Annotated in this window: 16 protein-coding genes; 3 read left to right on the forward strand and 13 right to left on the reverse strand. The window is 41.8% G+C overall.

Annotated features, from left to right (window positions below; genetic code table 11):
• Positions 1–464: 464 nt before the first annotated feature.
• Positions 465–1112, reverse strand: coding sequence for an outer membrane protein OmpW (gene ompW / locus OHT75_RS16765; protein WP_264728694.1), 648 nt, complete (start codon positions 1110–1112; stop codon positions 465–467).
• A gap of 418 nt (positions 1113–1530) precedes the next feature.
• On the opposite strand from ompW, the gene OHT75_RS16770 reads away from it, so the two are divergent.
• Complete coding sequence (locus tag OHT75_RS16770; RefSeq protein ID WP_264728696.1) at positions 1531–1797, forward strand: hypothetical protein; 267 nt, start codon at positions 1531–1533, stop codon at positions 1795–1797.
• 261 nt (positions 1798–2058) lie between these two features.
• Here the strand turns inward: OHT75_RS16770 and OHT75_RS16775 are convergent, their stop codons facing one another.
• Positions 2059–4011 (reverse strand): monovalent cation:proton antiporter-2 (CPA2) family protein, encoded by a 1953-nt coding sequence (locus OHT75_RS16775; RefSeq protein ID WP_264728698.1) that lies wholly within the window; start codon positions 4009–4011, stop codon positions 2059–2061.
• A gap of 157 nt (positions 4012–4168) precedes the next feature.
• Here OHT75_RS16775 and dgcS point away from each other — a divergent pair, with 157 nt between their 5' ends.
• Positions 4169–5053 carry a diguanylate cyclase DgcS gene (gene dgcS / locus OHT75_RS16780; RefSeq protein WP_264728699.1) on the forward strand — a complete coding sequence of 295 codons (885 nt, stop codon included), beginning with the start codon at positions 4169–4171 and terminating at the stop codon, positions 5051–5053.
• A gap of 119 nt (positions 5054–5172) precedes the next feature.
• On the opposite strand, the gene OHT75_RS16785 is transcribed toward dgcS, so the two are convergent.
• On the reverse strand, positions 5173–6624 hold the full coding sequence (locus OHT75_RS16785) for a RimK family protein (protein WP_264728701.1): 1452 nt from the start codon (positions 6622–6624) through the stop codon (positions 5173–5175).
• Positions 6625–6694: 70 nt separating this feature from the next.
• Here OHT75_RS16785 and OHT75_RS16790 point away from each other — a divergent pair, with 70 nt between their 5' ends.
• Positions 6695–7795 (forward strand): GNAT family N-acetyltransferase/peptidase C39 family protein, encoded by a 1101-nt coding sequence (locus tag OHT75_RS16790; protein WP_264728703.1) that lies wholly within the window; start codon positions 6695–6697, stop codon positions 7793–7795.
• A 246-nt stretch (positions 7796–8041) separates the two neighbouring features.
• Here the strand turns inward: OHT75_RS16790 and tilS are convergent, their stop codons facing one another.
• From tilS to rseP, 10 genes are all read right to left on the reverse strand, one after another.
• Positions 8042–9562: a tRNA lysidine(34) synthetase TilS gene (gene tilS, locus OHT75_RS16795; RefSeq protein WP_264728705.1), complete on the reverse strand. Its 1521-nt coding sequence runs from the start codon at positions 9560–9562 to the stop codon at positions 8042–8044.
• An 18-nt stretch (positions 9563–9580) separates the two neighbouring features.
• A complete protein-coding gene (dnaE, locus tag OHT75_RS16800; protein WP_264728706.1) occupies positions 9581–13057 on the reverse strand; it encodes a DNA polymerase III subunit alpha in 3477 nt (1158 codons plus the stop codon).
• A gap of 181 nt (positions 13058–13238) precedes the next feature.
• Positions 13239–13874 (reverse strand): ribonuclease HII, encoded by a 636-nt coding sequence (rnhB, locus tag OHT75_RS16805; RefSeq protein ID WP_264728708.1) that lies wholly within the window; start codon positions 13872–13874, stop codon positions 13239–13241.
• 19 nt (positions 13875–13893) lie between these two features.
• Positions 13894–15039 (reverse strand): lipid-A-disaccharide synthase, encoded by a 1146-nt coding sequence (gene lpxB, locus OHT75_RS16810; protein WP_264728710.1) that lies wholly within the window; start codon positions 15037–15039, stop codon positions 13894–13896.
• Between the two features lie 7 nt (positions 15040–15046).
• Positions 15047–15817, reverse strand: coding sequence for an acyl-ACP--UDP-N-acetylglucosamine O-acyltransferase (gene lpxA / locus OHT75_RS16815; RefSeq protein ID WP_264728712.1), 771 nt, complete (start codon positions 15815–15817; stop codon positions 15047–15049).
• Positions 15814–16275: a 3-hydroxyacyl-ACP dehydratase FabZ gene (gene fabZ, locus OHT75_RS16820; RefSeq protein WP_264728713.1), complete on the reverse strand. Its 462-nt coding sequence runs from the start codon at positions 16273–16275 to the stop codon at positions 15814–15816. The genes lpxA and fabZ overlap by 4 nt, the downstream gene beginning before the upstream one ends.
• A 43-nt stretch (positions 16276–16318) precedes the next feature.
• On the reverse strand, positions 16319–17341 hold the full coding sequence (lpxD, locus tag OHT75_RS16825) for a UDP-3-O-(3-hydroxymyristoyl)glucosamine N-acyltransferase (RefSeq protein ID WP_264728714.1): 1023 nt from the start codon (positions 17339–17341) through the stop codon (positions 16319–16321).
• 26 nt (positions 17342–17367) lie between these two features.
• Entirely contained in the window at positions 17368–17865 is a 498-nt protein-coding gene (locus tag OHT75_RS16830; protein WP_264729062.1) for an OmpH family outer membrane protein, read from the reverse strand.
• 65 nt (positions 17866–17930) lie between these two features.
• Positions 17931–20414, reverse strand: a complete 2484-nt coding sequence (gene bamA, locus OHT75_RS16835; RefSeq protein WP_264728716.1) for an outer membrane protein assembly factor BamA — start codon at positions 20412–20414, stop codon at positions 17931–17933.
• Between the two features lie 31 nt (positions 20415–20445).
• The gene (rseP, locus tag OHT75_RS16840; protein WP_264728718.1) at positions 20446–21816 is read right to left on the reverse strand and encodes a sigma E protease regulator RseP; all 1371 of its coding nucleotides are present in this window, start codon (positions 21814–21816) and stop codon (positions 20446–20448) included.
• Positions 21817–21827: the final 11 nt, after the last annotated feature.

Consider the following 21827-nt stretch of genomic DNA (forward strand, 5'->3'; position numbering starts at 1 on the left):
TGAATTGGCTCGGCTATACGAAACGCTATTTTTAAAACCTATTGATTAAAATTTTTCAGAAGTTTACCTTCACACAAAGCTAATATTGAGATCAGTGACTGCATGCATGATCACGGACTCGGGGTAGTTTACCAAAATCTAAATATCTGAAAATAAGCTGTAAGTAAAGAATCCACCTGCTGAAGAAAGTGGCTTTGATATCACGCCCTAAAAGGGCGCTTTCCTAGCCTGCGTGACAAGACGCCGTAAATATATCCCTATAGGCTCTACTCAATCATCCCTGATTTAGAAGCTTGTATCGGACCATTAGCAAAGCTCACGTATTACATGAGTTAATCAGCTATTGAACGTACTTCAGGCAGAGCCTAATTAATGATAGCCCCCTACTGAAGTTGTAGGTTTAGGCCTGAAAACAAAATAGGAGCCATCGGCTCCTATTTATTAACGGGTTTAATTACGAGTGATTAGAACTTGTAACCAACACTGACCATGTAAACCCATGGGTTGATATCGGTATCAATCGATACAGCATCTTGACCAAGTGTAAAATTAACATCTGTTGAAATGTCTGCATACCAAACTGATGCGTTCACTAACCAATCTTTATTGATGTTGTAATCTAGACCCACTTGCGCAGCAAAGCCCCATGATGTTGATAAACTTAGGTTATCAAGACCAGCAGCTTTGGCTTCTGGAGTAAAATCATTGTCAAAAAAGTTAGTAAAGTTAACCCCAACACCCACATATGGACGCAGTTTAGACTGTGCATCACCAAAATAGTATTGTGCAACCAATGTAGGGGGTAAGTGCTTAGTTTCAGCAATTTTACCTAAGTCACCTAAAGAAACATCATGACTAAATGGCGTAGCTGCAAGTAGTTCAACCCCCCAATTATCGGTAATCATATAACCAAAGTTTAAACCTAACTGAGTGTTGTCATCTACACCAAATTCAGCAATATTAGCTACAACTGGGCTAGATTCGTCAGGCGAAACCATCACCGCACCCGCTCTAAAAATGATATCACCAGCTTGGTGAGCGACAGCAACTGAAGACACACCAGCAGATAATAAACCTGCAGCAACTAAACCTAGGGTTAATTTTTTATTCATTTTCATACTCCATGAGGGCAACAACTGGATGCTTTTCTGTTACATCCTTAACAATTGACGCCACTCTGCCTGAAAAGTTAATTAACAACATTGATCTAGATCAAGCTAACTAACTACATATTTAGAGGTACTTGATTAGACTGCTTTTCCTTGATTTAGATCACGTATTTATGGGGCAAATAATCAAAATTCCACCGATGAACAATTTTGAATAATGTAATAAATTGATAACCTTATCGGCACAACAATGACAGCCGACAACATACCAATTCGAAGGTGTCATACTATTCATAGTTAGGGCGAGTTTATCTTTGTTGATAAATTATGCAGTAGGCTATTTTTCTGTCGGACAATCACAAATGAACACCGTTTAGCCCGCTTAAGAAATGAATTTGCAAGCGACATGGCTGGAAAAGGCATGATAGAAAGGCCAATTTTTACAGCACGTAGTTATTCGACAATCAAACATTTAACACCATTATCGAGTATTTTCACCCACTACAATGAGCAGGGGTTTATTACGGTTGGTATCAACCACTATAACCACAAGCGCCCATTCAGATTTACCATTGCTCTTGCGACACAATCAACATCTAAAAATGTTAAATGCCACAAAAGCGCAATATTCATCACCGCAGTAAAGAATCGACCTTCTGAAGAAGGTGGCTTTGATATCACTCCCTAAAAGGGCGCTTTCGAACGTTCGTTAACAAGACGCCGTAAATATATCCCTATAGGCTCTAATTATCCCTGATTTCGAAGCTTGTACCGCATCATTAGCAAAGCTCACGTATCAGTTGAGTTAATCAGCTATTGAACGTACTTCTGGCAGAGCCTAATTGTGATAACCACCTACTGACGTAGGTGGTTTAGAGCTGAAAACAAAATGCCCATTAAATCATCCTATTTAGGTGGCATCAATGGGCGGATGAATCACGGCTAAAGCTTAACCTTGTAATAAATAGTCTTCAGCTTTTTCAATACTGCGCGGTTTGCCAACTAACATAAGAATATCATTGCGGCGCAATACCCAATCGTCGGGTGCGGGTTCTATTTCAGCACCTTTTCTGCGCACTGCTCGAAGCTCGACATCCAATTGCGACCATGGAATATCAGCCACTTTCTTACCGACACTGCTCGCGCTAGTGCTCAGTGACACGGCATGGAGTAAATCTAAAGTAAAATCGGTTTCAGTGCCGGAGAAAAACCCGTGCAGATACTGGTAGTGATTGCGTCGTTCAGATTCAAGCCGTTTAATTATGCGGGGTAAAGGCACACCACACTTATAAAGCACTTGCGACACTAACATCAAGCTGCCTTCCAGTGATTCGGGGATGACCTGAGTTGCCCCAGCTTCTTTTAACTCAGTTAAATTTGAATCATCTCGTGTGCGCACTAAAATTTTTGCATCTGGCGCTAATTTTCGACTCAGCGCTAAAGCTTCTTCAGTTTGTCGCTCTTCGGCAAAAGTCACCACCACCATGCTAGCTTGACGAATTCCCACACGCTTTAAAATGCCCATTTTGCAGGCATCACCAAAATAAACGGGCTCCCCTGCCGCACGTGATTCTGTTACTCGGGTAGGATCGAGATCTAACACAATATAATTAATAGCTTCGGTTTTTAAAAAACGGGCAATCGTTTGACCCACGCGACCATAACCTAAAATAACCACAAAATCATCGTCTTCACTTGTAGGTAATACAACGGTTTGCTCTGCCATTTCTTGGGACGGTTTACCGCCTTTAAATCTTTTCGCAATATCAACACTATGGCGTATTAACCACGGAGAAAAAGACATTGAAATAACCGCGACAGCCACCAGTATAGTGCTGACTTCTTTATCTAATAATTGATAGTTAACCGCTAATGCTAGCAGCACGAAACTGAACTCACCAACCTGACCTAGACTAATTGCGGTACTTAATGCGACTCTTGCATGTTCACCAGCAAGTTGAAGAAGACCATAAACAATCACTATTTTTAGGACAACCACAGCAATGAGGGTCAGCAATATTTGCCACCAATATAACAGCACTAAATTGAAGTCGAGCAACATGCCAATGGAGATAAAGAATAACCCCATTAACAAGTCTCTAAATGGACGAATATCCGCTTCTAGCTGCCTACGATATTGACTTTCTCCTAATAACATCCCCGCTATAAACGCACCTAATGCCATAGAGAGCCCAAGCCATTGGGTAAATGCGCCAGTCACTAAAGCCACCACTAAAGTCGACAGTACAAAAAGTTCATTGGAGCGAGAGCGAGCCACTTCATCAAAAATACGTGGCAATACCCATTTGCCAAAAGACATTAACCCTATAAATGCCAGTATCCCTGTCAGTAGGCCATAAAGAATGCCATTTAAGCTCATTGGGGTTCCATCACTTGCCAATAAGGGTAATAGGATAAGCATGGGTACAACGGCTAAATCTTGAAATAACAACACACTGATGGACAGTTCACCATGACGGCGTCTTAACCAGCCTTGTTCATTCATTAATTTAAGTACAATTGCGGTTGATGACAGCGCAATGGCAGATCCTATAACCACGGCAGCAACAAAGTTTTGGCCTAAAAGATATGCTATTCCACCTGCGATAAATGTCGTCACAATGACTTGTGCACTGCCCAATCCAAATACTGTTCTTCGCATTGACCATAAGCGCGGCACTGAAAACTCTAATCCTAGGGTAAACATCAATAATACGACGCCAAGCTCTGCCACAAAGTGAACTTGCTGCTGAGTAAACCAATGCAAACCGCTAGGACCACTGATCACCCCAGTAAGCAAGTACGCCAAAATAGCAGGTAACCCTAAACGGCCTAGCAACGCTATCGAAACGATGGCGATGACCAACATAAACAAAATATGAATAAACATATTGTGTTCCATAGGCAAAACTCCTTGTCAAAAAATCGTCACGACACCAGTACATCTTATTATCAAAACGGCACAAAAGTAACAAACACCTAAAAAATATGATAAAAACTTTCTAGGCACGCAAATTGCTTCACAGGTGTATCGAGCTGTAACGTTTTGGAGTAACCCTATGGACTTTGCTATTGCCACCGAACTTTTTCCTGAAGATTATTGGTATCGTTCTAATGCCCATCTGCATATGGAGCCAGAACTTGATCTTGTCCAAGTGATCCAACAGCTACACGCAAGTTTAGATCCGCGGACAGTTTTTGCCTGTTATGGCAAAGTCATCGGACAGCATTTGCCGATCAAGGCATTACAACTATTTGTCGGTGAACACAAGTTTAGCTGGGGTCGCCACCATGGCATTGAGCTCACCCGCAGTATTAAAACTGAATCTGAAACATTACGTTTGCATTACTATCTTGCTATGCCGCTTAGCCCGATTCAAATGAAACAGCTTAACCATATTGAAGCCTTAGTATTACAACCGTTTCAGAATGCAATGAAGTACCAGCAAATGTCTAACCAAGCAATGTTTGATGCGTTAACAGGTTTAGGTAATCGCTATTATTTTCGAAAAGTTATCCATAAAAGTATTGCTAGAGCAGAACGCAGACAATCTCATATCTCATTGATTGTTATCGATCTAGATAAATTTAAACAATTAAACGACCAGTTTGGCCACACTGTGGGTGATAACGTGCTCAACAGTTTTGCCTCATTAATTAATGAATCAATTCGCGACACAGACCAAGCATTTAGAATTGGTGGTGACGAATTTGTGATTATTACAGAAGGCAATGCTGAGGCAGCAAGTATTGTTTGCCAACGCATCATTGAAAGCTTGCCATTACACTCACATCTTACCGATTATGGCGTTAAGTGTAGTTTAGGTATTGCACAATCGCGTCCAAAAGAAGTGTTTACCACTTTGTATGAACGTGCAGATAAGGCCATGTATCAAGCAAAAGCCGCTGGTAGAAATTGTTTTAAAGTGTGTGCTGATAAATAATCTCAGATAGGATTAAATTAAACATGGCCACAGTACATATTTAGCTGTGGCCATTTTATTTGTTAAGCTCAACTCGAATTAACAATAAACAGCTATTTATTATTCCGAGATAAGATCACTTACAAACCTCTTAACTGAATACGTCTTAAAAATTCAGTCATTATTCGATCATAAACCAAGTCACCTAAAAATAAGTCTTCAACACCGTGATCAATACTGGGGTTGTCATTGACTTCAATCACGTAAGCTTTCCCTTCTATTTCTTTAAGGTCTACACCATATAGTCCCGCACCAATTAAGTTAGCGGCCTTCGTGGCGGCATCTAGTACCTGTTGCGGCACCATTTTTAAATCCATACAATCAAAATCACCGCTACTGACACGGCCACTTTGATGGTGTTGATAAATTTGCCAATGTCCACGGCTCATAAAATAACGGCAAGCATAAATAGGTTGACGATTTAACATGCCAATACGCCAATCATAATCCGTTGGCATAAAGGCTTGGGCTAAAATTAACGCACTGTGTTCGAAAATTTTATTAGCCTGTTCAATTAGGGTTTGCCGATCTTTTACTTTTAATACCCCAAGGGAAAACGCCCCATCGGGTACTTTTAATACCGCAGGTAAACCTATGGTATTAATGACATTGTCGACCCAATTTTCATCTGACTTTTTAAAGATTAAACTTTTTGGCACAGGTACTTTATGGCGATTCAATAACTCGGTTAAAAATACTTTATTGGTACACTTCATGATTGATTCAGGATCATCCATGACAACTAAACCTAACTGCTCAGCCGCTTTAGCAAATCGATAGGTAAAATTACTAATATTAGTAGTTGAACGAATAAATAAACCGTCAAATTCACTTAAGCGCGCTAAATCGTGAGAGCCTATTTGAACCAAATCCATACCAATGCGATTTGCCGATTTTGCAAACAATTTTAATGCAGCCTTATCTGAAGGAGGCATTTTTTCATGTTCATCCACTAGCATGGCAATTTCGTAGCGATAGCGCTTGGTCGCTTTGGGCAACTTCCACACTTTTTGCGAAAAAACCTCTAAATATTTGGCGAATAAGTCTTGCTCTGGATCGGTTAAATCCTGAAATGCAGAAGGTTCAATGGCGTCAACTTGCCACTTACCCACTTGCTTTGACAAACGCACAGTTAATACAGGCACGGTAAATCGTTCAAATATTTTTCGAGCCATTTTTTCTAATGGTGGATTGTCACAATAGCCAAAATAAATTTTCATCGCGATATCGTTAACGTTATCAGGTAATTTATCTAAGCCTGCTTGTGGTAAGCTGAAAAAACGATCCTGCGATAAATCATTAATTGTCATCACCCGAGGGATCACTCGGTGCCCTCTTGCTTCAGCCATTAACGAACAATAATAACCCGTACTTAAATAATCATAACTACGACACAAATTGATCACCTGCATCGCACTTTTATCAGCATAGGCTCCCATGTCTAAGTAGTCATGGACTGTAACCATATTGTCACTAGGAAGGTAAGGACGCCAATCACTTGCGTCATCAGTAACGATTAAAAACTGAGCCATAAAATTCTATTGCCTCTTTGAGTGCTTTACGCGTAAATTAAACATCCAGTTTGCCACTTCGAGCCGATACATGTTATTTCGACAAGCCACGCTTAACGATTTACCTCAACTCAATCAAATAGAACAAGACGCCTTTAGTGGCGATAAAATCAGTGCTCGACAAATGAAACGCTTTGTCAATTCTGAACTTGATCATCTTATCGTAGCAGATGAATGTGGAACACTAGCAGGTTATGCATTGGTTTTGTTCCATAGAGGAACCCGTTTAGCTCGCTTATATTCAATCGCAGTTTCCCCTGCATTCAGGGGGCGTAATATTGCATTTGAATTGGTCAGTCAATGCGAGAAAACTGCCGTTGAACATGGCTTCATTACATTACGCTTAGAAGTAAGAAACGACAATACTGCTGCAAAAAATCTTTATCTTAAAATGGGTTATAAAGTGTTAAAAACCCTAGTGCATTATTACGACGACCTTGCCGATGGCGTGAGAATGCACAAACGTTTAGACCCACCAGGGCCTAGCGTGACCCTGAATTTGCCTTTGTATATTCAAACCACCGAATTTACTTGCGGCCCTTCATGCTTATTGATGAGTTTTAATGCTTTTGAACCCGTAGCGCATAATCGGATCACCGAGTTAAATATTTGGCGCGAGGCAACAACCATATTTATGACCAGTGGACATGGGGGGTGCAGTGCAAGAGGACTGGCTATAGCAGCCATAAACCGAGGGTTTAAAGTCGCGCTTCACAGTCAAGATGAGCCTGCCCCTTTTATTAGCACGGTAAGGGATCCTAATAAAAAAGCCATTATAGAAATGGTGCATCAGGATTTTAAGCAACAACTCACCAACAAGGGCGTTAGCATTGAGCAACAAAATCCCAGTGCAGAGCAAATTTGTGATTGGATCAGTGCAGGATTTCCAGTGTTAATTATGGTCAGCACCTATCGCTTAGATGGCAAAAAAGGCCCGCATTGGATTGTACTGACAGGCTTTAATGAGCAATATTTTTTCTTTCACGACCCTTATGTCGAACAGATCGAAAATAGTATTAACGCAGCTTACGTCCCCATCAATAAAGTACAGTTAATTCAAATGGCCCGATACGGCAAACAAAAACAGATATACTGCCTAGTGATTAAGGGAAAAAACAAAGATGCTAACTGACCTTCACGCGGGTAAATCACTCTACTGGCGCAAGTAAAACCGCCCTGCTGACTGTATTGAATAACATACGCTCCCAAGAAAGGGAAAGCTATCGCGGCATTTGCAGCAAAGCAACACGCGCTAGTAATGGTCACTTCAACATGTTGTTGGAACAAAGTACAAGTTTGACTGTAACCAATTGAAAATGTGTTATTTAGCACTCGTCTTTTGTTTTAGCTACCCGAGTGCTTTACCCATCCGAGTGCTCTACCGAGCCGAGTTGAGATTAAGTAAATCGATTTTCAGCCCTGGCGCATTATCGTCAGCAAGATAGCGCTTATCTATCCAAAATCCTAATGCAGCAACCAGTTTATCACCATAAAAAAGTAGCGGAATAAGATCACGGCGCCAAGGCGCGATGGCTAACTCTTGCCAAAGTTTTTTTAATTCTCGCGGTTTTTGTCGAAACTGCTCAGCAAATTGTGGTTGGCATTTAGTACTGCCCGACGCAGAAAAACCAATAGAGACTTGATGAATATTATCGGGTAGTTTTAGCCTGAGCCCCTGATGTGCTTTTGCCAGACTGATTTGCCAGTTAAATGGCGTAACAGCATGTTGATCGCCGCGCATGGCCCGCAACTGATGCCTTAACGTTAAGGCAATACTGTGATTAACCTCGGCATCCGTGGCATTAAGCCAATGTTGTATTTCAGTGGTCAACCTTGGTGATATATCATCAGCCATTGTTAAATATTCACTGGGTATTGCATAGAGATAATGTCCAAATCGTTTAACGACAATACCTGAATAATGAATGTTAATATTGGCATCTTCTTTAGCCTTTAGCGCCTGGCTAAGGATTTGATGTAACTGCACCTGCGATGGCAGGGATAAACCAAGGTGTGATAAATAGCCTCGAAGAAGTAAAGCTTGCCAAGCTACTGGCGCCTTAGCAAGTAAGCTTAATGATAACCCTGTGCCATTGTATGCCATCGATGAACCTTGCGACACCGTTAGCATGGCAGGTAAACGCGAACTGATTTCATGCTCGATAAGTTGCTGTTGCTCGTTGATTAACTCCGCACTTCGGCTTGCCGTAACAGCAATTCTGGGCCAGCGGGTTTTAAGCAGCGGAATAATGTTTAGACGTAAAAAGTTTCTATCGTAACTGTCGTCTTGATTACTCTCATCTTCAATGTGCGTCAACGCATGCTGAGTAGCAAATTGCTCAATCTCATCACGAGAGACCTGCAACAGCGGTCTCAGTTTATAGTATGGAGAGGTCGTTGAGCCTGCTAATTGAGACTCGCCCATCGCCGCTAGACCTTTTGGCCCTTGACCACGCTTGAGGGCTAATAACAAGGTTTCTAATTGATCGTCCTGATGATGCGCCGTTAATAACATATCGCCGCTATCAAGATGCTGTTCTATCGCTTGATAACGTGCGTCTCTGGCAACGGCTTCAAGGCTTTGGCGAGGTTTTAAATCAAGTTTAACCCGTTCAATAATAATAGGAAGATTATAGCTTGCCGCCTTTTGCTGACAATGGGCGGCCCATTTGTCGGCATTATTGCTTAATCCGTGATGCACGTGCACCAGTAAGCAACCGTCATACCCATAGGCTTTAGCAAACTCACTTAATCCGTAAGCTAACACCTCTGAGTCCACGCCTCCACTATAAGCTAAGACAATCTTAGGCTGACGTGTCGCAGTCGTTGTATTTGGGTTTAAAGCTTTATGCTGTAAACACAAGCGGCGAATCTGACCGACAAGCTGTGATTTATCCATGGCAACGGCTATTCATGGTTAGTTAAATACAATTTTGACATTACTTGACCCTAATTGAGTTTCTAACGCCAACATCAAATCATCGGATGGATTCACACGCCATTCATCGCCCAAGGTTAATCGTCCCGCTGCACCTTCTTTGGTGTAATTGATCACAACTGGCACTGCACCGCTTTTCCAGGGTTGTAAGGTTTCTTGAAACTGGTTGAGCCATTCAGGTGATAACATCTCGGTACGAATATTCAACTCAACGGCTTTGGCAAAATGGCTTCTTGCTTCGCCAATTTCAATAATATTTCGCCCATTCATACGATTACCGCCAGCAAAGTCATCAAAACTGACATCACCTTCACAAATTAAAATACGGTCTTTTTCCAATAAATGACCAAACTTTTCAAATGGCTCAGTAAAAAGCATGACTTCTAAACGGGCACTTTTATCATCTAATGTCACTAAGCCCATTTTTGAGCCACGCTTAGTCATCATCACCCGAGTGGCCACCACTAAACCAGCGGCTTTGACCGTTTTACCCCGCTCGGTTGGATGAATGTCTTTTAACCGTCCCGAAGTGTACTGCTTCAGCTCTGCCAAATATTGATTAATTGGATGCCCTGTTAGGTATAAGCCTAAGGTATCACGCTCACCTTCTAACCAAATTTTATCCGGCCAAGGAGTGCATTCAACAAACTGCTGCTTGTTATCATCGGGCTCATCATTGAGTAAACCGAACATGTCATGTTGGCCTATCTCTTGGGCTTTAGCATGTTGAGCCGCGGCTCTGATGGCCTCTGGCAAGGTTGCCATCATCGATGCCCTATGCGGGCCAAGATTATCCAACGCCCCTGCACAAATGAGTTTTTCAATCACGCGTTTATTAAGCTTCTTTAAATCGATTCGGGCGCAGAAATCAAATAAATCAACAAAAGGCCCATCTTTGCGCGCTTCAAGAATAGAATCAACCGGGCCTTCACCTACCCCTTTGATTGCACCTATGCCATACACAATATTAAGGTCATCATCGACGGTAAACTTAAATAATCCCTTATTTACATCTGGCGGAATTAACGGTATTCCCATGCGTTCACATTCGTCAACCAAGGTCACAATCTTATCAGTGTTATCCATATCAGCAGACATTACCGCCGCCATAAACTGCGCTGGATAATGAGTTTTAAGCCACAAGGTTTGATAAGAAACTAATGCGTATGCTGCGGAATGAGATTTGTTGAAACCATAACCCGCAAACTTTTCAACCAAATCGAAGATTTTCATCGACAGTTCACCGTCGATACCGTTTTTAATTGCACCTTCTTTGAAAATACTTCGTTGCTTAGCCATTTCTTCAGGTTTCTTTTTACCCATAGCACGACGCAGCATATCTGCGCCGCCTAAGGTATAACCTGATAATACCTGAGCAATCTGCATCACCTGCTCTTGATACAAAATGATGCCATAGGTGGGTGATAATAACTCTTTTAATGACTCATGCTGATATTGTGCATCAGGGTATGACACTTCTTCACGGCCATGTTTACGCTCAATAAAGTTATCAACCATGCCAGATTGCAATGGGCCAGGACGGAAAAGCGCCACCAAAGCAATCATATCTTCAAAGCAGTCTGGTTGTAGACGCTTAATCAGATCTTTCATACCGCGGGATTCAAGCTGGAAAACGGCGGTCGTTTCGTAGCGTTGCAGTAATCTAAAGCACGCAGGATCATCTAGCTTAATCGCTTCGATACGAACAGGCTCTTTGCCCTGTTTGAGCAGACGCGGATTGATCATCTGCAACGCCCAATCAATGATGGTAAGCGTACGTAAGCCTAAGAAGTCAAATTTAACTAACCCTGCGGTTTCAACATCATTTTTATCAAACTGTGTAACTGGGTTTAGACCCTCTGCGTCACAATATAATGGTGAAAAATCTGTAATACGTGTTGGCGCAATAACCACACCACCAGCATGTTTACCGGCATTTCGAGTGACGCCTTCTAAGCGTCGACACATATCGATAAGCTCTTTGACATCTTCATCTGCGGCGTAAGCTTCTGGTAATGCAGGCTCTACCTCAAAAGCTTTTGCAAGGGTCATTCCGGGTTCTGCTGGGATCATCTTTGTCAGGCGTTCTACAAAACCATAGGGATGGCCTAATACCCTGCCAACGTCACGAACAACTGCTTTGGCGGCCATGGTACCAAAGGTGATAATTTGCGATACGGCTTCACGGCCATACAAATCTGCCACATGGTCAATTACCTCATCACGTCGGTCCATACAAAAATCGACGTCAAAATCGGGCATTGAAACACGTTCTGGGTTCAAAAAACGCTCAAACAGTAAATCATATTCTAGTGGGTCAAGATCGGTAATCTTTAACGCATACGCCACTAACGAACCAGCTCCTGAACCACGACCGGGGCCAACCGGAATACCATGGTCTTTCCCCCATTGAATAAACTCCATTACAATTAAGAAGTATCCAGGAAATCCCATTTGGTTAATGACTTTTAGTTCAATAGCTAAGCGCTCGTCGTATTCAGCTCTTCTCGCCAATCGTATTGCCGGATCTGGAAATAAAAATGCTAAACGTTCCTCAAGGCCTTTTTCGGATACCTCAACCAAAAAGTCTTCAATCGACAAATCGCCAGTAGGAAAATTAGGTAAAAAGTATTCATGTAAGCGAATCGTCACGTTACAGCGTTTAGCAATTTCCACCGTGTTGCTAAGTGCTGAGGGGATATCTTTAAACAGTTCACACATTTCATCTTCACTACGAAGATACTGCTCTGCACTGTAGGTTTTAGGACGACGGGGATCTGCAAGGGTAAAGCCATCATGAATGGCCACACGTATTTCATGTGATTCAAAATCATCTGGCTTTAAAAACACAACCTGATTTGTTGCTACAACGGGAATTGCGTTTTTTGATGCCAGTTCAACCGCCATGTGTAAATAACGTTCTTCATCAGGACGGTTGGTGCGGATAAGTTCTAGAAAATAGCGATCATTGAAATGCGTTTGGTAGAAAGCAACTAACTCATCGACCTGACCTTGGTTACCTTTTAATAAAGCTTTACCAATATCGCCTTCTTTAGCGCCCGATAAAATCAAAATGCCTTTGTTATAGGTAACAAGCCAGGATTGGTCGATAACCACTCGGCCATTAACTTGACCACGAAGGTAAGCTTCACTGATAAGCTGGGTTAAATTTTGATAGCCATCATTATCCATAGCGATAATGGTTAAAGCACAAAGCTCTTTATCAAAACCAGGCACTTGCATCCAAAAGTCTGCACCGATAATAGGTTTAATGCCGACGCCGTGAGCACCACCATAAAACTTAACCAGACCACAAAAATTGTTTTGGTCTGTTAAAGCTAAGGCCGCCATCCCCTGTGCTTCCGCCGCCGCTAAGATAGGTTTAACCTTAGCAACACCATCACTCATGGAAAAATCACTGTGGACGCGTAAATGCACAAAACGAGGATCGGACATAGATAAATTTCTTATTTTTCGATGGTAAAATAGATGCAAAAATGCAATAGAAAATACCGACAAGACTAGCAAACATTCACATCAGTGCCAATGATTTAGCGATGACTATACAGATATGACTCAACAGGACAATTGCTCACTGAACGTGTTAAAAACACAAAGATGAAGCTTTTTCCAACAATTATGGTTGATTTAAACGATCTGCAACAGGTTTAAAACTTTTTCGATGCTCATCGAGGACACCAAATTGAGTCAGCGCGTCAAAATGCGCTTTAGTTGGATAGCCTTTGTGCTTAGCAAAACCATACTGCGGGTGTTTAGCATCAAGTTCAAGCATTTCTTGATCTCTCACGACTTTGGCAATAATGGATGCTGCGCTGATGGCACTGACTAGTCCATCCCCTTTGATAATTGCATGAGATTGTATGCCAAAATCGGGAACACGGTTTCCATCAACAAGCACTCTTTGAGGCGTTATTGCTAATCCTGCTACAGCACGCTGCATGGCTAACAGGGTGGCGTGCAAAATATTCAGCTGGTCGATTTCCTCTGGGCTAGCACGCCCGACACTCACCGCAAGGGCATTGTCATATATTGTTTGATATAGCGCATTTCGGCGCTTTTCAGATAACTTTTTAGAGTCATTTAAGCCATCGATGGGGCGGCTGGGATCTAATATCACCGCGGCAGTCACTACATCGCCGACTAATGGCCCACGGCCGACCTCATCAACGCCGGCAACACAGCCTTGCGATAACAAAGACACCTGTTCTGGAGTGATATTTTTAATCACTGTCGGCAAAGCAAGGTTGTTCATAGCAGTCTCGTTAACTTAATCAAGCATTAATTAAAGCGACAACGGCATCGGCTGCGCGCTCACTTGCATTGCATCTAAGTAATTCATGCAATTGCTCAAAGCGAGTTTTAAGGGGGCTAAAGTCTTTATCCAACTGGTTAATTACGGCATCTGCAATTAACTGAGGATGACAATCGGCTTGAATTAACTCGGGCACAATGGTTTCATTAGCTAATAAATTAGGTAACGAATAGTTGGAAATTTGCATCATGCGCACTGCTATTGCGTAAGTGATGGGGCTGACACGGTAAGAGACAACCATAGGACGCTTTACTAACATCGCTTCTAAGGTTGCGGTGCCAGATGCTAATAAAATGCAGTCAGCAGCGGCCATGACCTCACGGGATTGACCATCAATAATATCAATGGCTAAATCCGGAGCAAATTTTTCTAACGCTTCAGTAAACTGTTTACGCCGCGCCTCGTTAACAACGGGGGTCACAAACTTAATATCGGGATAGACATCTTTAACCAATCTAGCCGCTTTGATAAATGGCTCTGCAAGTTGTGCTAACTCCCCACCGCGTGAACCAGGTAACACAGCTAAGTACTCAGCTTCAATATTTAACCCCAATTGCTCGCGGGCGGCTAACTTATCACTTTGCATTGGGATATCATCAGCCAAAGTATGGCCGACAAATGTGCATGGCACGTTATGTTTATCGTAGAAAGCTTTTTCAAATGGCAATAATGACAATACCATATTGGTTGCTTTGGCTATTTTAAAAATACGTTTAGGTCGCCATGCCCACACGGACGGGCTGACATAATGAACCGTTTTAAAACCTTTATTTTTTAGTTTAAGTTCAAGGCCAATATTAAAGTCGGGGGCATCAATACCAATAAAACAATCGGGTTTAATCGCACAAATCTGCTCAATTAAACTTGCACGCACTTTTAATAAACGCGGCAAGCGAGACAACACTTCGACTATCCCCATCACTGCCAGTTCTTCCATTGAGAACCAAGATTGAAAGCCTAAAGCTTGCATACGAGGACCACCAATGCCAACGAATGTTGCATCGGGATAACGTAATTTAAGCGATTTAATTAATCCGGCACCTAGAATATCGCCGGAGATTTCTCCGGCGACCATGGCAAATATTGGGGAAGTTGATTTGCTCATTGCGTAACTATCGAATGATCCCACGTGAAGATGTAGTGATAAAATCGACCATTGATTGTACATATTGATCATTTTCGGCATCAATAGCTATTTCAGCTAATGCTTCATCAATGGTTAAGTTTTTGCGGTATAAGGCTTTGTAGGCTCTACGAATAGCATGCTGAGTTTCTTTACTAAACCCACGACGCTTTAACCCTTCAACATTCAAACCACGGGGAATAGCTGGAGTGCCTGCGGCCATCACAAATGGAGGCACATCTTGGAAAATTGTCGATGAGCCCGCAGTAAACGCATGGGCACCAATATGGACAAACTGATGTACACCCGTCATGCCACCAAGAATAACATGATCACCAACATGAACATGGCCTGCTATAGAGGCATTATTGGCCATGATGACGTTATTGCCAACAACGCAGTCGTGGGCAATGTGAACATACGCCATGAACAAATTATTCGAACCTATACGTGTTTCACTATTGTCTTGAACAGTACCACGATGAATGGTGACGGATTCGCGAATGATATTGTTATCACCCATGATTAAACGAGTCGGTTCACCAGCGTATTTTTTATCTTGGCACTCTTCACCGACAGAGGCGAATTGAAAAATTCGATTGCCCTTACCTATCACTGTAGGGCCTTTAACCACGACATGGGAACTGATCCAGGTATCATCACCAATTTCAACGTCGGCGCCAATGTAACTCCAAGGACCAATGGTGACATTGTTACCGATTTTGGCATCAGGGTGAACAAACGCTAGTTTATCAATCACTTTTGAATCTCTCTTCGAGCACACATAATTTCAGCGGAACACACAACTTCGCCATCGACACGTGCTTCACCAACGAAAACACCAATACCGCGGCGCTCTTTAATCATTTTGACGTGAAAATGAATTTGGTCTCCGGGTTCAACGACTCGTTTAAAACGCGCTTTATCAATGCCAGCAAAATAATACAATACATCCGGTGAAGGCTCTGCGCTCATGGTTTTGAAAGCAAGTAAACCTGTGGCTTGCGCCATGGCTTCTAGAATCAACACACCAGGCATAACCGGCGCGACAGGAAAATGCCCTTGAAAGAAAGGTTCGTTAATTGTCACGTTTTTTATCGCGTGAAGTTGTTCACCAACGGTGTAATCTAGTACGCGATCTATCAGTAAAAATGGATATCTATGTGGCAGATATTTTAAGATTTCTTTAATATCCATGGTGTTTAATGGGTTCGACACTCTCGATTCCTTAACTCAAGTTAATGAGCTTTATAGCTAACAGTTATTCAGATTCTGATGATTTTTCAAGTTTTTTAACTCGATTGAATAGATCATCTAAATGGCGGAACCTGACTGTGTTTCGACGCCATAACTTATTTTCCATTGCCACAGTGGCTGAAGAATAAACGCCTTTCTCTCTAATTACACTCGTCACGTTAGTGGCACCGCTGATATGGGTACCGTCTGCAATAGATAAATGTCCTGAAATAGCGCAATGGCCACCTAAAATACAATATTTACCAATAACAACACTGCCCGCTAAAGTCGTATTACCCGCAATGGCTGTGTTTTGTCCAATAATCACATTATGGGCAATTTGAACTTGATTATCGATGATCACACCGTCATGAATTTCAGTGTCAGACAACGCACCGCGGTCAATGCTAGTGCAAGCACCTATTTCAACATTATTGCCAATCTTCACGCCGCCAGTTTGGGGGATTTTAATCCAATTACCGCGCTCATTGGCATAACCAAACCCATCGGAACCAATAACGGTTGATGAATGTATAATACAATCCGAACCAATGTGCACATTATGGTAAACAGTAACATTAGCCCATAAACGCGTGTTTTGACCAATTATGCTGTATTCACCCACCACAGAACCTGCACCAATTTGCACGTTATCACTGAGTATTGCGTTAGCACAAATCACCGCATTTGCACCAATTGACACATTTTCACCAAGCTTAGCGCTAGAATCAATTTGTGCGCTAGGATGAATACCATACGCTGCGTTCGGGGTAGTATCAAGGTGCTGGGCAATTCGGGCAAATGCCACATAAGGATCAGCAACTATAACCGCAATACCTTGATAAAATTCAGCTTCTTTCTCACTCAATAATACCGCGCTGGCTTGAGTTGCCTCAAGCTGAGCGCGGTATTTACTATTGGCTAGAAAAGAAATTTGACCTTCTACCGCATCTTCAAGTGTGGCTACGCTTTGAATGATAACCGAATCATCCCCACGAATAGTTGCATTTAGCAGCTGGCCAATTTCTTTTAAAGTCATTTGTTGCATAGTATCTTTGCCTTAAACGTTCTGGCTTATTTACCTTTACTTAATGCTTCAACCACTTTACCGCTGATATCAGCATCTGGCTTAACAAAAATTACCGCACCACGTTGCAATACCATGTCATATTTTTCTTTTTCAGCAATGGTATTAATCACTTTTTGTACTTGTACTAGTAGTTTATTTTGCTCTTCACCTTGACGACGACGCATATCTTCATCAAGTGCTTTGCCTTTTAGTTGAAACTCAGACTTTAATGATTCCATTTTACGAACCATGTCAGTTTTTTGAGTATCACTCATCAACGCACCATCACGTTGCTGTTTTTCAACCATAGAACGCATTTCTTCCTGCATCTTCTGGACTTCAGCAACACGATCACCAAATTCAGCTTTTAATGATTTAGAAATTTGTTCACGTTGTGGTAGTTGTTCAAATACTTCGCCCATATCCACTACTGCAATTTTTTCAGCATGCGCCATCATAGGTGCAGCCAAAAAAGCTAATGTTACTAATGTGCGATTGACCATCTTTTTCAAAGTAGACTCCTTGTTAATAGACACTTGTTCAGCAAAACTTGCCGAGTGTATTCGTTTTAGAACGTTTTGCCAATATTGAACGAGAAAATCTCTGTTTCATCGTCTTCGTATTCTTTAAGCGGCCAAGCCAAACTGAACACCATTGGCCCCATAGGTGAAAGCCACTGCACACTCATGCCCCAAGAAGCACGAATTCGACTCGGATCACTAAAGTCTTCAAGTTTATTAAATTCATCAGCTGGGAGGTTTCGGTATGAATCGTAGTCAAATTCTGTATCCCATACGTTACCAGCATCAACAAAGAAGCTGGTACGTACTGAATTGGTATACGCTTCATCTAAGAATGGCGTAGGTACAATTAGCTCAAGACTCGCGGTTGCAATAGCGTTACCACCAATTGAACGGCCTTGGTTGATATAAATTTGATTTGGATCCCCAGGTAAACTACAACCATCACCCGATGGGTCTGGAGCACAGGGCTCACTACCACGCATTAAATAGAATGAACGTGGTCCAACTGAGTTTGATTTAAATCCGCGTAATGAGCTGCTACCACCTGAGTAATAGTTTTCCCAAAACGGTAGAATTTGATCATTATCGTTAAACTTTCCATAGCCATTGGCATAGCCTAAACGTGCTCGAGTCAATACCACAAAGCTATGTTTACGTGTTAACGGGAAATAGAAGTTAGTATCAAAATCAGTTTTAAAATATTTTAAATCTGAGCCTGGCACAGTCATTTTTCCACTTAAACGCTGTGATGAACCATCCGTTGGGAATGTACCACGGTTTAATGTGCTTCTATACCAACCAGTATTGACTTCAAAGTTATCAAAACTCAAATCAGCATTAGGATCTTCACTGTCACGATATACGTCGTAAAAGCGTAATGCTTGTTCATAGGCTGAAATTTCAGAAATCGCGTTATGACGATAACCGATACCACCATTTAAACGGTTATATTCGTTAATTGGGAAGCCTGAGTTTACCGCAACACCATAAGATTTATTTTTGTAGCGTTCTAAGTTGGCTTCATTGGCATCAAACTCGTTCCAATAAATACTGCCACCTAAACTCACACCGTCTTTAGTAAAATAAGGATCGGTGTACGAAAGGTTAGCACTCTTCGAATACTTGTTAGTATTGATGCTAATGCCCGCTTGGTTACCTGTACCTAGAAAGTTATTTTGCTCTACACCAAACTGTAAGCTGATGCCTGATTCAGTACCGTAACCAACACCAGCATTAAATGAACCAGAAGGTTGTTCTTTAACGCTAACAGCAACATCCACTAAATCATCACTACCTGGCACCTGAATCGTTTCTGTATCAACGGTTTCAAAATATCCCAAACGATTTAAACGTGCTTTAGATTGTTCAATTTGTGCAGAGTTTAACCACGCCCCTTCCATCTGGCGAAGCTCTCGGCGCATCACTTCATCTTTAGTTACCGCGTTGCCCGTAAAGTTAATACTGCGTACATAAACGCGCTTACCTGGTTTAATATTGATGTTAAGTACAACTTCTTTATTCTCATCATCAATTTCAGGGTAGGTTTTCACTTCAGGATAAGCATAACCAAAACGGCCAAGATATTTACTGTACATTTCTTCGGTGAAAGTCACATCTGCACCGTTGTACATATTACCCGCTTTAATAGGCAAAATTGCACGCATTAACTCTTCACGACCCATTAAGTCGCCGGTAAGGTTAATGTCTTTAACTTTGTATTTTTCGCCTTCATCAACGTTAATCGTAATATAGAGACCTTTACGATCAGGTGTCATTGCAACTTGAGTTGAAGTGACTTCAAAACGAATATAACCCTGATTATGGTAATAGGTTTTGATGGTTTCTAAGTCTGCTTGAAGTTTTTGCTTTTGGTAGCGTCGCTCACCAAATATATCCCACCATGCAACAAAGTCTTTCAACTCAAGCATGCTGATTAATTCAGAATCACTGAAGACAGTGTTTCCGACAACGTTAATTTGACGAATTTCAGCAGCTAGGCCTTCGGTAAAGTTAAATTTTAACTCCACCCGATTACGCGGCAAATTGATAACTTGAGCTTGTACCTTAGCGCCATATTTACCAACACCGTAGTAAAAGTCTTGTAAGCCTTTCTCGATACCTGTCAGCATGGTGCGGTCTAAAGACTCACCAATTTTAACGCCTGAGCCATCAAGACTTTCTTGAAGCTGCTCATCTTTAATATCTTTGTTACCCTCAAACGTCACTGCACTGATCGTAGGACGTTCTTTAACGGTAACATACAGCACACCCGCCTCATGGCTTACGCTAATGGTTTCAAAGTTTGTTGAACCATATAAGCTTTTTATTGCCTGCTGTAATTTAACTTGATCAACTGTGTCACCGACTTTCACCGGCAAGTTTAACAATGCAGCTCCTAATGCTACACGTTGTAGACCTTCAACTTGAATGTCTGTGACTTCAAATGGCTGGAATGTATTTGCCCAACCGTTCCCTGCAAAAGACGCGCCGACGAATAACATCGATGCAAATAGTTTATTCAATCTCATAGAGCACTTCTAATTATTAGTCTGTCCTTGCTCAGAGTCGGGCAAAATCGTTGAAAAGCGCTACACTCATCAACATTAGCAGCAAAGCTGCGCCAAACCTGAATCCAATTTCCTGAACCTTTTCAGGTACAGGCTTACCCGTAATCACTTCAATAAAGTAATACAGCAAGTGTCCACCATCTAGCACGGGTAAAGGCATTAAATTAATAATACCTAGGTTCACGCTAATTAGTGCGATAAATCCAAGAAAATACACCAAACCATAATTTGCACTCGCACCTGCTCCTTGCGCAATCGATATGGGGCCACTTAGATTTTTCACCGACACATCGCCGGTAAATAATTTACCTATCATTTTGAAACTAACCACCACAAGCTGCCATGTTTTATCGACTGCGGCGGAAACGGAATCTATCATGCCATATTCTAAATCAAAGCGCATACTTTCAGGCCATTGCGCTGCGGTTGGGCTGATACCAATAATCCCGATGGTGTCACCATTGTCATTGGTTTGAGCTTGTGGCACAACCTCAAATTGCAACTGCTCACCTGCTCGCTCAATATCTACGCTAAGGGGTTTATTTGCAGACGTTTGTACCACATCAACAAAGCTATTCCAATCTTTGTAAGGTTGTTGATTTATCGATAATATTGTATCGCCTATCATTAAGCCTGCTATTTGTGCTGCACTATTTTCTGATATTGCGGCAATGACAGGCGTGATGCCTGGCCTGAATATCCCTAATCCTAAGGCGCTTATTGGCGATTCTTTTTCGGGATCAAATTTCCAATCTCGAGTATCTAGCTGGTAGGTTTTACCACTGACCTCAATACCTTCAATTCTTGACAGCGGTGCCAAAGTTATCTCGACACTTTCATTACCAATATGTCCAACTAAAGCTAAATTCACCTCTTCCCAATTGCGAACCGTTTGACCCGAAATAGCAATGATTTGCTGCGGTTCAGATATCTGGATGATCGCTGCAGGTGAATTCACCTTGGTTGAATCAATAACGGGTTTTATCGAAGGAACACCGATTAAATACATGGCATATAAAGCGAAAACTGCAAAAATAAAATTAGCTAATGGCCCTGCTGCAACAATTGAAATACGCTGCCAAACTGTTTTACGGTTAAATGCTTGATCAACCATATCGGCAGGAACATCATCAACACGCTCATCAAGCATCTTGACAAAGCCCCCTAAAGGGATCAAGGCTACGACATATTCGGTGCCATCTTGACCGACTTTACGCCAAATAGCTTTTCCAAAACCAATTGAAAATTTTTCTACTTTTACACCGCACTTTCGTGCAACCCAAAAATGGCCATATTCATGAACGGTTATTAAAATACCCAAAGCAATAATGAATGAGCCTAAATTCCACAAAAAATCGAACATTGTACTCCTAG

This window comes from Shewanella subflava (assembly GCF_025971955.1).
Lineage (GTDB): Bacteria > Pseudomonadota > Gammaproteobacteria > Enterobacterales > Shewanellaceae > Shewanella > Shewanella subflava.